Source organism: Burkholderia sp. BCC0405, assembly GCF_902833075.1.
Classification (GTDB): Bacteria; Pseudomonadota; Gammaproteobacteria; order Burkholderiales; family Burkholderiaceae; genus Burkholderia.
Map to the genome: position 1 here is coordinate 30,335 of NZ_CADFEO010000032.1, position 13,430 is coordinate 43,764.

Here is a 13,430-nt window from a genome sequence, read left to right on the forward strand (position 1 = left end):
CGCGATGCTGCCTGCCGGCGTCGATCCGGCCGCGTTCGACGCGTTCGACATGCGGGCACTGGACGCCGGCACGTTCGACGCGGCGATCGACGGCGCGGGCGATGCGCTCGCGGTGGTGTTCTTCTGGGGCGTCGACTGCTTCAACTGCGAGATCGCGAAGAAGGCGATGCTCGCCCAGCCCGACGCGATCCGCGCGCTGGACTTGAAGTGGTTCCATTGCAACGTGTACGAACACCACCAGCTGGGCCGCCGCTTCGGGCTGCATGGCGTGCCGACGTGGTTCTTTTTCCACCGCGGCAAGCGGCTGGGCCGCGCGACGGGCTGGCATGGCCTCGCGCAGTTCCAGGCAGCGGTGTCGGCGGCACGCGCGAAAATCGCCGCGGCAGGCGGCGATCCACTGGCCGGCGGCGATTGAAAAAATTTAATATCCGCATCGCTCGTCGGGTCTTGAAAACGGATCGGACGGACGCATTTCGGGAACAGAGTTGAATTCTGGCGCGCGAAACCGCCCCAAAACGCGGGGTTTTGCGCAGCAAACAAGCATTTCTGGAGATTAGGAAAAATGGGAAAGATCATCGGTATTGACCTCGGCACCACGAACTCGTGCGTTGCCATCATGGAAGGCAACCAGGTCAAGGTCATCGAGAACTCGGAAGGCGCGCGCACCACGCCGTCGATCATCGCCTACATGGACGACAACGAAGTGCTGGTCGGCGCGCCGGCCAAGCGTCAGTCGGTGACCAACCCGAAGAACACGCTGTTCGCGGTGAAGCGCCTGATCGGCCGCCGCTTCGAAGAGAAGGAAGTCCAGAAGGACATCGGCCTGATGCCGTACACCATCATCAAGGCCGACAACGGCGATGCATGGGTCGAGGCACACGGCGAAAAGCTCGCGCCGCCGCAGGTTTCGGCGGAAGTGCTGCGCAAGATGAAGAAGACGGCCGAAGACTACCTCGGCGAGCCGGTCACGGAAGCCGTGATCACGGTGCCGGCGTACTTCAACGACAGCCAGCGTCAGGCAACCAAGGACGCCGGCCGCATCGCGGGCCTCGAAGTCAAGCGGATCATCAACGAGCCGACCGCGGCCGCGCTCGCGTTCGGCCTCGACAAGGCCGAGAAGGGCGACCGCAAGATCGCCGTGTATGACCTCGGCGGCGGCACGTTCGACGTGTCGATCATCGAAATCGCGGACGTCGACGGCGAAATGCAGTTCGAAGTGCTGTCGACCAACGGCGACACGTTCCTCGGCGGCGAAGACTTCGACCAGCGCATCATCGATTACATCATCGGCGAATTCAAGAAGGAGCAGGGCGTCGACCTGTCGAAGGACGTGCTCGCGCTGCAGCGCCTGAAGGAAGCCGCTGAAAAGGCGAAGATCGAGCTGTCGTCGAGCCAGCAGACCGAAATCAACCTGCCGTACATCACGGCGGACGCGTCGGGCCCGAAGCACTTGAACCTGAAGATCACCCGCGCGAAGCTGGAAGCGCTGGTGGAGGATCTCGTCGAGCGCACGATCGAACCGTGCCGCATCGCGATCAAGGACGCAGGCGTCAAGGTGTCGGACATCGACGACGTGATCCTGGTCGGCGGCCAGACGCGCATGCCGAAGGTGCTGGAGAAGGTGAAGGAATTCTTCGGCAAGGATCCGCGCCGTGACGTGAACCCGGACGAAGCCGTCGCAGTCGGCGCGGCGATCCAGGGCCAGGTCCTGTCGGGCGACCGCAAGGACGTGCTGCTGCTCGACGTGACCCCGCTGTCGCTCGGCATCGAGACGCTCGGCGGCGTGATGACGAAGATGATCAGCAAGAACACGACGATCCCGACGAAGCACGCCCAGGTGTACTCGACGGCGGACGACAACCAGGGCGCCGTGACGATCAAGGTGTTCCAGGGCGAACGCGAAATGGCAGCCGGCAACAAGCTGCTCGGCGAGTTCAACCTCGAAGGCATCCCGCCGGCACCGCGCGGCGTGCCGCAGATCGAAGTGACCTTCGACATCGACGCGAACGGCATCCTGCACGTCGGCGCGAAGGACAAGGCGACCGGCAAGGAAAACAAGATCACGATCAAGGCCAACTCGGGTCTGTCCGAGGCTGAAATCGACCAGATGATCAAGGACGCGGAAGCGAACGCAGCGGAAGACCACAAGCTGCGCGAGCTGGCCGATTCGCGCAACCAGGGCGACGCGCTGGTCCACAGCACGAAGAAGGCGCTGACCGAGTACGGCGACAAGCTGGACGCGGGCGAGAAGGAAGCGATCGAAGCGTCGCTGAAGTCGCTCGAGGACGTGCTGAAGGATACGTCGGCCGACAAGGCTGCGATCGACGCGAAGGTCGAGGAGCTCGGCAAGGTTTCGCAGAAGCTCGGCGAAAAGATGTATGCCGACATGCAGGCCCAGCAGGCGGGTGCGGCCGGCGCAGCGGGTGCGGCGGAAGGCGCGGCCCACGCGGGCGGTGCGCAACAGGCTGCCGACGATGTCGTCGACGCCGAGTTCAAGGAAGTGAAGAAGGACTAAGCCGGGTTGCCCCGGTGCCGCACGCCGCGCGCGCAACACGCGCGCGGCGCGGCTGACGGGTTGGCTGACAAGCGGTCTGTCTTTCCTTCCGGATGGCCGGATCGACTCCACGCCTGGCGGGCTTCGCGGCCCTCCGGGCACATTTGTTTTTTGGCGGGTGCTGCACGCGCCGTCCGCGGACGGCCGCAGCGCCAGACGAGTCGAGAGACTTTACTGCGAGCGAAAGGAGCCGCCGCGCGCATGTGGTGCGGACGGCACAGTGAATCGATATGGCGAAACGGGATTACTACGAGGTTCTGGGCGTCGCGAAGAATGCGAGCGACGACGAAATCAAGAAGGCGTATCGCAAGCTTGCGATGAAGTATCACCCTGACCGCAATCCGGACAGCAAGGATGCGGAAGAGCATTTCAAGGAGGCGAAGGAAGCCTATGAAATGCTGTCGGACAGCCAGAAGCGGGCCGCGTACGACCAGTACGGCCACGCGGGCGTCGATCCGAACATGGGCGGTGCGGGGGCACAGGGCTTCGGCGGCTTCGCGGACGCGTTCGGCGACATCTTCGGCGACATCTTCGGCCAGGCGGCGGGCGGCGCCGCGCGCGGCGGCCGTGGCGGCCCGCAGGTGTATCGCGGCGCCGACCTGCGCTACAGCATGGAAATCACGCTCGAGCAGGCCGCACACGGCTACGACACGCAGATCCGCGTGCCGAGCTGGGTGTCGTGCGAGGTGTGCCACGGGTCGGGCGCGAAACCCGGCACGAAGCCGGAAACCTGCCCGACCTGTCACGGCCAGGGCACGGTGCGCATGTCGCAGGGCTTCTTCAGCATCCAGCAGACCTGTCCGAAGTGCCATGGCACGGGCACCTACATCCCCGAGCCGTGCGTGCATTGCCACGGCTCCGGCAAGGTGAAGGAAACCAAGACGCTCGAAGTGAAGATCCCGGCCGGGATCGACGACGGGATGCGGATCCGCTCGGCCGGCAACGGCGAGCCGGGCATCAACGGCGGGCCGCCGGGCGACCTGTACGTCGAGATCCACATCAAGCCGCACGCGGTGTTCGAGCGCGACGGCGACGATCTCCACTGCCAGATGCCGATCCCGTTCACGACCGCCGCGCTCGGCGGCGAGATCGAGGTGCCGACGCTGGCCGGCCGCGCGTCGTTCCCGGTGCCGGAAGGCACGCAGTCGGGCAAGACGTTCCGCCTGCGCGGCAAGGGCATCAAGGGGCTGCGTTCGAGCATCGCGGGCGATCTGTACGTCCACGTGCAGGTCGAGACGCCGGTGAAGCTGACCGACAACCAGCGCGACCTGCTCAAGCAGTTCGAGAAATCGCTGGCCGAGGGCGGCGCGCGTCACAGCCCGCAGAGCAAGAGCTGGTTCGACCGTGTGAAGAGCTTCTTCGAGTAACTCGAGTAACAGCATGACTGAAGGCAGCGAGAGCGCGTCGTTCGCGCTCTTGGACGATTGCGACTCGACCGCGCTCGCGCGGTCGAGTCGTTTGTATTCGGGGTTCGTGCGCGAACGTGTGTGCACGGATCCGGCCCGGCTCGACGAGGTCGACGCGGCCGTGGCGCAGGATCTGCGCGACGGGCTGCATGCGGTCGTCGTCGGCGATTACGAATTCGGGCGGAACCTGCAACGAGCGCAGCCGGGCCATGCCCCGCTGCGCTTTTTGCTGTATGCGCGCTGCGAGCGCCTGTCGCGCGAGGAAGTCGACGCGTGGCTCGCGCAGCAGGACGGCGGCGGTACGCCGTCGATCGCGGGCGTCGCGCATGTCGAGAAGAGCGTGTCGCGCGATGCGTTCGACGCGGCGATCGCCGCGGTGCACGACGCGCTGTGCGCGGGCGATTCGTATCAGGTCAACTACACGTACCGGCTGAACTTCGACGTGTTCGGCACGCCGCTCGCGCTTTACCGGCGGTTGCGTGCGCGCCAGCCCGTGCGCTACGGCGCGCTGATCGCGTTGCCCGACGGTACGTGGGTCGTGTCGTGCTCGCCCGAACTGTTCGTCGAGAAGCACGCAGACGTGCTGCGCGCGCGGCCGATGAAGGGCACGGCACCGCGCTCGGCCGACCCTCGCGACGATGCGGCGGCGGCCACGTTCCTCGCAAACGATCCGAAGAACCGCGCGGAAAACGTGATGATCGTCGATCTGCTGCGCAACGACGTGTCGCGGATCGCGCGCACCGGGACGGTCCGCGTGCCGGCGCTGTTCTCCGTCGAGCCGTATGCGTCGGTGTGGCAGATGACGTCGACGGTCGAGGCCGGCTGGCGCGACGGGACGACGTTCGCGCAGATGCTGCGTGCGCTGTTTCCGTGCGGATCGATCACGGGCGCACCGAAGCACAAGACGATGCAGCTGATCGATGCGATCGAGTCGACGCCGCGCGGGCTCTACACGGGCGCGATCGGCTGGCTTGACGCTGCGAAGCAACGCGAGGATTCCGACGCGCCTGGTGATCGCCCGGCAGGTTGTGGTGATTTCTGCCTGTCGGTCGCGATTCGTACGCTGACGCTCGACGCAGCCGGCGAAGGCGCTGAACGCGAAGATATGGCCGGAGCCGATACCGAAGCACGCAATCCGGCCACGGCCATCACCGGCCGGCGCCGCGGCACGATGGGCGTCGGCGCGGGCATCGTGCTCGACAGTGTCGCGGCCGACGAATATGCGGAGTGCGAATTGAAAGCGCGATTCCTGACGGATGCCGATCCCGGCTTCCAGTTGTTCGAAACGACCGCCGCCACGCGTGCGGACGGCATCCGCCATCTCGATCGCCATCTCGCGCGGCTGCAGCGTAGCGCGGATGCGTTCGGCTTCCGCTTCGACGCCGATGCGTTGCGTCGCGAGATCGGCGCGCGCTGCGCGGCGCTCGACGGCGACGGCGCTTACCGGATGAAGCTCTCGCTCGCGAAGGACGGCACGGTCGAGATCGTCGCGGCGCCGCTCAAGCCGCTGCCGGCGGGGCCGGTCGGCGTGCTGCTGGCGTCCGCGCACGGCTTCGCGCCGACGCGTGCGGGCGATGCGCTGCTTTTGCACAAGACGACGCGCCGCGCCGAGTACGATCGCGCGTGGCAGGCGGCCGAGGCGCTCGGCGGTTTCGACATGCTGTTCGTCAACGAGCGCGGCGAGGTGACGGAAGGCGGGCGCTCGAACCTGTTCGTGAAGCTCGACGGCCAGTGGGTGACGCCGCCGCTGGCGTGTGGCGTATTGCCGGGCGTGATGCGCGGCGTGCTGCTCGACGATCGTGAGTTCGGTGCGACGGAGCGGGTCGTGACCCGCGACGATCTTGCGCGCGCGCAGGCGCTGCTGCTGACCAACGCGCTGCGGGGAGCGATCGACGCGGTGTTGAAGTGACGTAGCACGTGACGAAGCGACGGCTCGGGCACCGCGCTCGCGCCGGTGTCGAAAAGTCGTGCACCGATGCGGTGTGCCAACAAAAAGCGCGGCGCCCTTTGCAGGGCGCCGCGCTTTTTCGCTTCCGGCCGGCGAACCGGCAGCCGGCGCTGCGTCAGAACGAATGTTCCGGGCCGGGGAACGTGCTGTCCTTCACCGCGCTCACGTAGGCCTCGACGGCTGCCTGGATATTCGGCTGCCCCTGCATGAAATCCTTCACGAAACGCGGCCGCTTGCCGGGGAAGATACCGAGCATGTCGTGCAGCACCAGCACCTGGCCCGAGCAGTCGACGCCCGCGCCGATGCCGATCGTCGGAATCTTCAGCATGTGCGTGACTTCGGACGCGACGAGCGTCGGCACCGCTTCGAGCACGACGAGCTGCGCGCCCGCGTCCTCGACCGCGCGCGCGTCGCGCAGCAATTGCGCGGCGCCGGCTTCGGTCTTGCCCTGCACCTTGAAGCCGCCGAACGCGTGCACCGATTGCGGCGTGAGGCCCACGTGCGCACACACGGGCACCGCGCGCTCGACGAGGAAGCGGATCGTCTCGGCGAGCCATTCGCCGCCTTCGAGTTTGACCATCTGTGCACCGGCGCGCATCAGCTTGACGCTGCTTGCGAATGCCTCGGCCGGCGTGCCGTACGTGCCGAACGGCAGATCGGCGACGACGAGCGCGCGTGGCTGCGCGCGGGCGACACAGGCGGTGTGATACGCGATGTCGTCGAGCGACACGGGCAGCGTGGTGGTGTGGCCCTGCAGCACGTTGCCGAGCGAATCGCCGATCAGCAGCACGTCGGTGCCCGCGCGATCGAGCAATGCCGAAAAGCTCGCGTCGTAGCAGGTGAGCATCGCGATCTTCTCGCCGGCGTCGCGCATTGCCTGCAGCCTGGGCACAGTCACGGCAGGCCGGCTCGATTCCTGGAGATAGGTCATGGGTAAATCCGGTTCGATGAATGAGGAACGGCAGGCGCGGCGCGTCAGCGCGCCGTTTCGCCCTTGACGAAGAATTCCTTGCGGCCGCGCATCGTCTCGATGCGCTCGACCAGCAGAGCGAGGTCTTCGGGGGAATCCAGCGGGTTCAGGTGTTCCGCGGCGACCGTCAGCACCGGCGTGCGGTCGTAGTGGTAGAAGAATTCGTTGTACGCGTCGACGAGCGAGCGCAGGTACGCATCGCTGATCTGCAGTTCCATCGGCAGCCCGCGCTTCTGGATGCGCGAGAACAGCACTTCCGGGCTCGCCTGCAGGTAGACGACGAGGTCGGGCGACGGCGCCTGCGGCACGTCCACGTGGGTCGCGACCGAGCGATAGAGCTGCCACTCGTCTTCCGGCAGGTTCAGCCGCGCGAAGATGTCGTTCTTCTGCGGCATGAAATCGGCGATCACCGGGCGGCCCGTTTCGAGCGCGCCGATCAGCTCGTGCGCCTGCTGCGCGCGCTGCAGCGCGAACGACAGCTGCACGGGCAGCGCGTAGCGCGCGGTGTCACCATAGAAGCGTTCGAGGAACGGGTTGTCCTGCGGGCGTTCGAGCAGCGTCTGCATCGACCAGCGTTCCGCGAGCAGGCGCGCAAGCGTCGTCTTGCCGACGCCGATCGGGCCTTCGATCACGAGATAGCGGTGCGGGGCGCGCAGGTCGGGCGCGGTGACGGTGAGGGGAGTCGGGGTCATCGGCAGCGGTTCTTGTCGGCGTCTTCGCTGGCAGCGAGCGCCTTCTGCATCAGGCACTGGCAGGTCTGCACCTTCTCGACACGCTGATCCGCGACGGCGGCGAGAAAGGCGTCGGCCCGGCCGCGCGCGGGGATGTCGAGCGCCGGCTCGATCTCGACGAGCGGCACGAGCGCGAACGCGCGGTCGGTGAGGCGCGGGTGAGGGACGATCAGGTCGGGCTCGTCGATCGAATCGGCGCCGAACAGCAGGATGTCGAGGTCGAGCGTGCGCGGCGCATTGCGATACGGGCGTTCGCGCCCGAAGTGATGTTCGATCTTCTGGCAGAGCGCGAGCAGTTCGCGGGCCGACAGCGTCGTGTCGAGCTTGACGACACAGTTGTAGTAGTCGTCGCCGCCCGCTTCGAAAGGCGCCGTGCGATACAGGCTCGATTTGCCGAGGATCGAGATGGTGCGCTGCTGCGCGAGGCACACCACCGCGTCCTTCAGGGTCTGGCGCGCATCGCCGAGATTCGCCCCCAGTCCGATATATGCAACCGTCATGGCATCACTTCCTACGTCGTTCGCCGGCGTGCGCGTCAGTCGTCGGAACCGCCCGAGGTGTCCGATGCCTGCTCGGCGGCACCTTCACCCGGCTTGCGGTTTCGCACGCCGCCGCGGCGGCGCCGCTTGCGGGGCGATTTTTCCTTCGAGCCGCCCTGCGTGAGCAATGCCTCGCGAGCGGTCGCGTCGCCTTCGATGAAATCCGTCCACCACTGTCCGACTTCCGCATCGAGCTCGCCGGATTCGCAGCGTAACAGGAGGAAATCATACCCCGCTCTAAACCTTTGGTGTTCCAGCAGCCGCATCGCGCTGCGGCCCGAGCGTTTCTCGAGGCGCAACTGCAGGCCCCAGATCTCGCGCATGTCGGCCGAATAACGCTTGTGGATCGCGAGTTTCTCGGTCTGCATGTCGAGCACGTCGTCCATCGCGCGATGGAGCGCCGGCACCGGGATTTCGCCTTCGGCCGTGTATTGCTCGAAGCGCTGGCGCATGTCGTGCCACAGCAGCGTCGCGAACAGGAAGCCCGGCGAGACCGGCTTGCCAGCGCGTACGCGCGCATCGGTGTTGTTCAGCGCGAGCGTGATGAACTTCTCGCCTTGCGGCTGTTCGAGCACGACGTCGAGCAGCGGCAGCAGCCCGTGGTGCAGGCCTTCCTTGCGTAGCCGCTGCAGGCACGCGAGCGCGTGGCCCGACAGCAGCAGCTTCAGCATTTCGTCGAACAGGCGCGCGGCCGGCACGTTGTTGATCAGGTCGGCGAGCGCGTTGATCGGTTCGCGCGTATGCGGCTCGATCTCGAAGCCGAGCTTGGCCGCAAAGCGCACGACGCGCAGCATCCGCACCGGATCCTCGCGGAAGCGCGTGGCCGGGTCTCCGATCATCCGCAGCAGGCGGGCGCGCACGTCGGCCATCCCGTCGTGGTAGTCGAGCACCGTCTGCGTCGACGGGTCGTAGTACATCGCGTTGATCGTGAAGTCGCGGCGCGCGGCGTCTTCGTGCTGATCGCCCCACACGTTGTCGCGCAGCACGCGGCCGCTCGCGTCGACCGCGTGCGTGCGGCGATCGAGTTCGTCGCGCTTCAGGCGCCTCGGCGGCTCGGCCGACGCGGCGGCCTCGGGCGGCGCGTCGACCAGCGCGCGGAACGTCGACACCTCGATCAGCTCCTGGCCGAACTGCACGTGGACGATCTGGAAGCGGCGGCCGATCAGGCGCGCGCGGCGGAACAGGCGCTGCACCTCGGTCGGCGTCGCGTCGGTCGCGACGTCGAAGTCCTTCGGCGCGATGCCGAGCAGCAGGTCGCGAACCGCGCCGCCGACGATGAACGCGCGAAAGCCGGCCTGCTGCAGCGTGTCGGTCACGCGCACGGCATTCCTCGAGATCAGCGACGGATCGATCTGGTGCACGCTGGCCGGCACGACGGTCGGCTCATGGTTGCTGCGCGGTTTCTTCGCGCCGCCGCCGCGGGCGCCTTTTGCGGTGCGCGGGGCAGCAGGGGCCGCTTCGTCGGCCGGAGCCGCTTCAGGGGGCGTTTGCTGGGCTTCGTCCTGGCCGAGCAGCTTGCGAATGAATTTTTTGATCACGACGTTCAGAATAAATCGAGGATACGCCAGCCGCGGGTGCTTGCATGCGCACGCAGCGTGTCGTCAGGGTTGGTCGCGATCGGGTCGGTGACTTTCTCGAGCAGCGGGATGTCGTTGTGCGAGTCGCTGTAGAAGTAGCTGTGCGCGAAATCGTCCCAGTGCTTGCCGAGCGACGCGAGCCATGCTTCGGTCCGCACGATCTTGCCTTCCCGATAGCTCGGCGTGCCGGTCGGCCGGCCCGTGTACGGCGAGTCGGGATGCCCGTCGGTCGTTTCGACCTCGCACGCGATCAGCGTATCGACGCCGAACGCGGTCGCGATCGGGCGCGTGATGAATTCGTTGGTTGCCGTCACGACGCAGCACAGGTCGCCCGCGTCGAGATGCTTGCGCACGAGTTCGAGCGCGGCGGGTGTCATGGCGGGCCGGATCACCTCGTGCATGTACTGCTCGTGCCATTGCGCGAGCTGCGCGCGTGAATACTTCGCGAGCGGCGTGAGCATCGCCGTGAGGTACGCGTGGATGTCGAGCTTGCCGGCCTTGTAGTCGGCGAAGAACTGATCGTTCTGACGCGAGAAGCTTTCCGCGTCGACGATGCCGAGTTTCACCATGAAGCGACCCCATTCGTGGTCGCTATCGGTCGGAATCAGCGTGTGATCGAGGTCAAAGAGTGCCAGATTAGTCATGGAGGGGCATTTTACTCGAAGCGGTTCGGGCCCGTGCCCGGTGGTGTGATGTCGTCGCCGGGACGCGCGAGCATCCGGCGCAGCAGCGGCAGCGTGACGGCGCGTTTCTGCTCGAGCGAAAAGCGGTCGAGCGCGTCGAGCAGCGCCATCAGGCTCGGCATGTCGCGGCGGAAATGGGTCAGCAGGTAGGCGGCAATGTCGTCGGTGAGCGCGATCCCGCGCTCCTTCGCCGCGAGCTTGAGCACGGCGATCTTGCCGGCGTCGGACGGCGGCGACAGGTGGAACACGAGCCCCCAGCCGAGGCGCGTGCGGAGATCCTCGCGCACGTCGAGCGCGAGCGGCGCCGCGGGGCCCGCCGCGACGAACGCGCTCGACGGGTGCGCGCGCACTTCGTTGAACAGGTTGAACAGCGCGACCTGCTGTGTGTCGCTCATCCTGTCGCAGTCGTCGATCGCGTAGATGCCGATGCGCGGGTCGAACGTGAACGCGCCGAGCGGGCTCTGCGGCGTCAGGTAGCGCGCATAGCCGTACGACGCGTCGCTCACGAGCGCCTGGAGCAGATGGGTGCGGCCGCAGCCGGGCTCGCCCCAGATGTAGAACGACCGATCCGGCACGGGGCCCGCCGCGAGGGCGAGGTCGAGCTTCTGCAGGCGCGAGATGAGCTCGTCGTTCTCCTCGTTCATGATGAAGTTGTCGAACGTGGCGGGCGGCGGCGTGCCGAGATCGAGCGTCAGTTGACGGGACACAACAGTCACAATGCGGGTCGGTTGAAAATACGCGTGCCGTACGCCGGGCACGCGCCGGGAACTGCGTCTTCACGGGCTTCACGCGCGACCGCACGCACGACGCCACGCCGGTTTCGGCGCGTCTCGCTCGGCGATGAAAACGGGGACGTGTTGACCAAGATGCAATCCCTGACGATTCGGTGCTGGGAATTCCGGCCAACGGGCCGGCTTCGGGTAAAATCGCATTTTACCGACCTTCTCGCATTCCCCCATGAATCCTCCGAAATCCGCTCCCGACGCTCAGGGTCTGTCCTATCGTGACGCAGGCGTCGACATCGACGCAGGCGACGCGCTCATCGACAAGATCAAGCCTTTTGCGAAGAAAACCCTGCGCGACGGCGTGCTCGGCGGCATCGGCGGGTTCGGCGCGCTGTTCGAAGTGCCGAAGAAGTACAAGGAACCCGTGCTCGTGTCGGGCACCGACGGCGTCGGCACCAAGCTCAAGCTGGCGTTTCATCTGAACAAACACGACACCGTCGGCCAGGATCTCGTCGCGATGAGCGTGAACGACATCCTCGTGCAGGGCGCCGAGCCGCTGTTCTTCCTCGACTACTTCGCGTGCGGCAAGCTCGACGTCGATACCGCTGCAACGGTCGTCAAGGGCATCGCGCAGGGTTGCGAACTGTCGGGCTGCGCGCTGATCGGCGGCGAAACGGCCGAAATGCCGGGCATGTACCCGGACGGCGAATACGACCTGGCCGGCTTCGCGGTTGGCGCGGTCGAGAAGAGCAAGATCATCGACGGCAGCACGATCGCCGAAGGCGACGTGGTGCTGGGCCTCGCGTCGAGCGGCATCCACTCGAACGGCTTCTCGCTCGTGCGCAAGATCATCGAGCGCGCGAACCCCGACCTGTCGGCCGATTTCCATGGCCGCTCGCTGGCCGACGCGCTGATGGCGCCGACCCGCATCTACGTGAAGCCGCTGCTCGCGCTGATGCAGAAGCTGTCGGTGAAGGGCATGGCGCACATTACGGGCGGCGGCCTCGTCGAGAACATTCCGCGCGTGCTGCGCGAAGGCCTCACCGCCGAGCTCGACCAGAACGCGTGGCCGCTGCCGCCGCTGTTCAAGTGGCTGCAGGAGCACGGCGGTGTCGCCGATGCGGAAATGCACCGCGTGTTCAACTGCGGCATTGGCATGGCCGTGATCGTTTCGGCGGCCGATGCCGACGCAGCGATCGCCGACCTGAGCGCCGCCGGCGAACAGGTGTGGAAGATCGGCACCGTGCGTGCGACCCGCGAAGGCGAGGCGCAGACGGTCGTGGTCTGACGCACTGCCTGCAGCAGACGCAGCAAGGAAAGCCGCCCGGAGTCGATCCGGGCGGTTTTTTTTGGTTCTTCGCCGATTTTCGTGAATGTCGCTGTCCGACCCACGCCTACCTTTCGAGTCAGCTTGGAAGCCACGGCAGCTCCCAAATGCGCGCCTATCATGCGATGACCAGAGATGCACTTACGTCTCCGTGGAGTTGACGAGCCTCCGACGCGTGAGTTACGGTACTGACATGCAACGCGATCTGATTTCCTTCTTGACCGCCATCACAACGACGATCATCGGCAACGGTGGGTCGTCCAGGATGAGCGTGCGGTAATCTCCGCAGTTGCATACTTTCAAGGGCCCCGCCGGCAAAAGACGGGGCCTTTCGCGTTTACGGCTGATCGTCTTTCGTCGGTATCACATTAGGACGGAGTGGTCATGAGCGAAGTCAATCATTGCAGCCGAAATAGCGAACTCGAGGTGATGCTTGTTATCTCGATTCAAACGCTTCCCGGGAAAGGCCAAGAGCAAATCGCTGCTTATGAAAAGTTGGCACCGATTGTGCGTGCGGAACACGGCTGTCTCCAGTACGACCTTCATGCTGTTGTCGGTGACGACAATCGCTTTGTCTTGATCGAGCGCTGGGCATCGACTGAGGCGTTGGCGGCACACGACGTGACGCGTCACATGATTGCCGCCGATGCACATAGCCCGAGCTTCAGAGCGGCGCCCGCACAGGTTCTCAGACTTGCGCCCGATAGCCTGGCGTAGTCGATCTGGCAACGCGGATCGCGATCGGGGCTGGCCCAATTGACGAAGTGACGGGTCGTCTGTCGCCGCATGGCTTTCCTGCCGAACGTTCGACGCCATTGGTGGGTAGTCTGCTGGCACGCGACGCGGCCATCTTCGGTCGCGAGTGTCCGTTGTCGATCTTCCGCAAGGCCGAAGGCCGCTGGCAGTTCGTGCGCGATGCGAATCTCGTGACGCTCGCGCACTGAGCGTGGCGAGGTGCGTAACGGCACCC

The 13,430-nt window shown here is 66.0% G+C and carries 13 protein-coding genes; 7 read left to right on the forward strand and 6 right to left on the reverse strand.

What is annotated here, in order from left to right; genetic code table 11:
- The first annotated feature begins 4 nt into the window (after positions 1-4).
- The 4 genes from HWX36_RS34475 to HWX36_RS34490 all read left to right on the forward strand — a co-directional run bounded on the left by HWX36_RS34475 (position 5) and on the right by HWX36_RS34490 (position 5,869).
- Positions 5-415: a thioredoxin family protein gene (locus HWX36_RS34475; RefSeq protein ID WP_175958223.1), complete on the forward strand. Its 411-nt coding sequence runs from the start codon at positions 5-7 to the stop codon at positions 413-415.
- 147 nt (positions 416-562) lie between these two features.
- Positions 563-2,515 carry a molecular chaperone DnaK gene (dnaK, locus tag HWX36_RS34480; RefSeq protein ID WP_175958224.1) on the forward strand — a complete coding sequence of 651 codons (1,953 nt, stop codon included), beginning with the start codon at positions 563-565 and terminating at the stop codon, positions 2,513-2,515.
- 269 nt (positions 2,516-2,784) lie between these two features.
- Positions 2,785-3,921 (forward strand): molecular chaperone DnaJ, encoded by a 1,137-nt coding sequence (gene dnaJ / locus HWX36_RS34485; protein WP_175958225.1) that lies wholly within the window; start codon positions 2,785-2,787, stop codon positions 3,919-3,921.
- A gap of 13 nt (positions 3,922-3,934) precedes the next feature.
- A complete protein-coding gene (locus tag HWX36_RS34490) occupies positions 3,935-5,869 on the forward strand; it encodes a bifunctional anthranilate synthase component I family protein/class IV aminotransferase (RefSeq protein WP_175958226.1) in 1,935 nt (644 codons plus the stop codon).
- Between the two features lie 154 nt (positions 5,870-6,023).
- On the opposite strand, the gene panB is transcribed toward HWX36_RS34490, so the two are convergent.
- Genes panB through hda form a run of 6 tightly spaced genes read right to left on the reverse strand, consistent with a single transcriptional unit; the run spans position 6,024 to position 11,115 of the window.
- Positions 6,024-6,839, reverse strand: coding sequence for a 3-methyl-2-oxobutanoate hydroxymethyltransferase (gene panB, locus HWX36_RS34495; protein ID WP_175958227.1), 816 nt, complete (start codon positions 6,837-6,839; stop codon positions 6,024-6,026).
- A 44-nt stretch (positions 6,840-6,883) separates the two neighbouring features.
- Positions 6,884-7,570, reverse strand: a complete 687-nt coding sequence (locus HWX36_RS34500; RefSeq protein WP_175958228.1) for a deoxynucleoside kinase — start codon at positions 7,568-7,570, stop codon at positions 6,884-6,886.
- Positions 7,567-8,109 carry a 2-amino-4-hydroxy-6-hydroxymethyldihydropteridine diphosphokinase gene (folK, locus tag HWX36_RS34505; RefSeq protein ID WP_043189526.1) on the reverse strand — a complete coding sequence of 181 codons (543 nt, stop codon included), beginning with the start codon at positions 8,107-8,109 and terminating at the stop codon, positions 7,567-7,569. Before folK ends, HWX36_RS34500 begins: the two co-directional genes overlap by 4 nt.
- Positions 8,110-8,144: 35 nt before the next feature.
- A complete protein-coding gene (gene pcnB / locus HWX36_RS34510) occupies positions 8,145-9,686 on the reverse strand; it encodes a polynucleotide adenylyltransferase PcnB (RefSeq protein ID WP_175958229.1) in 1,542 nt (513 codons plus the stop codon).
- A gap of 5 nt (positions 9,687-9,691) precedes the next feature.
- Positions 9,692-10,369 (reverse strand): HAD family hydrolase, encoded by a 678-nt coding sequence (locus HWX36_RS34515; protein ID WP_049028593.1) that lies wholly within the window; start codon positions 10,367-10,369, stop codon positions 9,692-9,694.
- Positions 10,370-10,380: 11 nt separating this feature from the next.
- Positions 10,381-11,115 (reverse strand): DnaA regulatory inactivator Hda, encoded by a 735-nt coding sequence (hda, locus tag HWX36_RS34520; RefSeq protein WP_006484992.1) that lies wholly within the window; start codon positions 11,113-11,115, stop codon positions 10,381-10,383.
- A 250-nt stretch (positions 11,116-11,365) separates the two neighbouring features.
- On the opposite strand from hda, the gene purM reads away from it, so the two are divergent.
- The 3 genes from purM to HWX36_RS37720 all read left to right on the forward strand — a co-directional run bounded on the left by purM (position 11,366) and on the right by HWX36_RS37720 (position 13,404).
- Positions 11,366-12,421, forward strand: a complete 1,056-nt coding sequence (gene purM / locus HWX36_RS34525) for a phosphoribosylformylglycinamidine cyclo-ligase (protein ID WP_175958230.1) — start codon at positions 11,366-11,368, stop codon at positions 12,419-12,421.
- Positions 12,422-12,844: 423 nt separating this feature from the next.
- A complete protein-coding gene (locus HWX36_RS34530; protein WP_175958231.1) occupies positions 12,845-13,177 on the forward strand; it encodes a putative quinol monooxygenase in 333 nt (110 codons plus the stop codon).
- A gap of 101 nt (positions 13,178-13,278) precedes the next feature.
- Positions 13,279-13,404, forward strand: a complete 126-nt coding sequence (locus HWX36_RS37720) for a hypothetical protein (protein WP_279613411.1) — start codon at positions 13,279-13,281, stop codon at positions 13,402-13,404.
- The last annotated feature ends 26 nt before the right edge of the window (positions 13,405-13,430 follow it).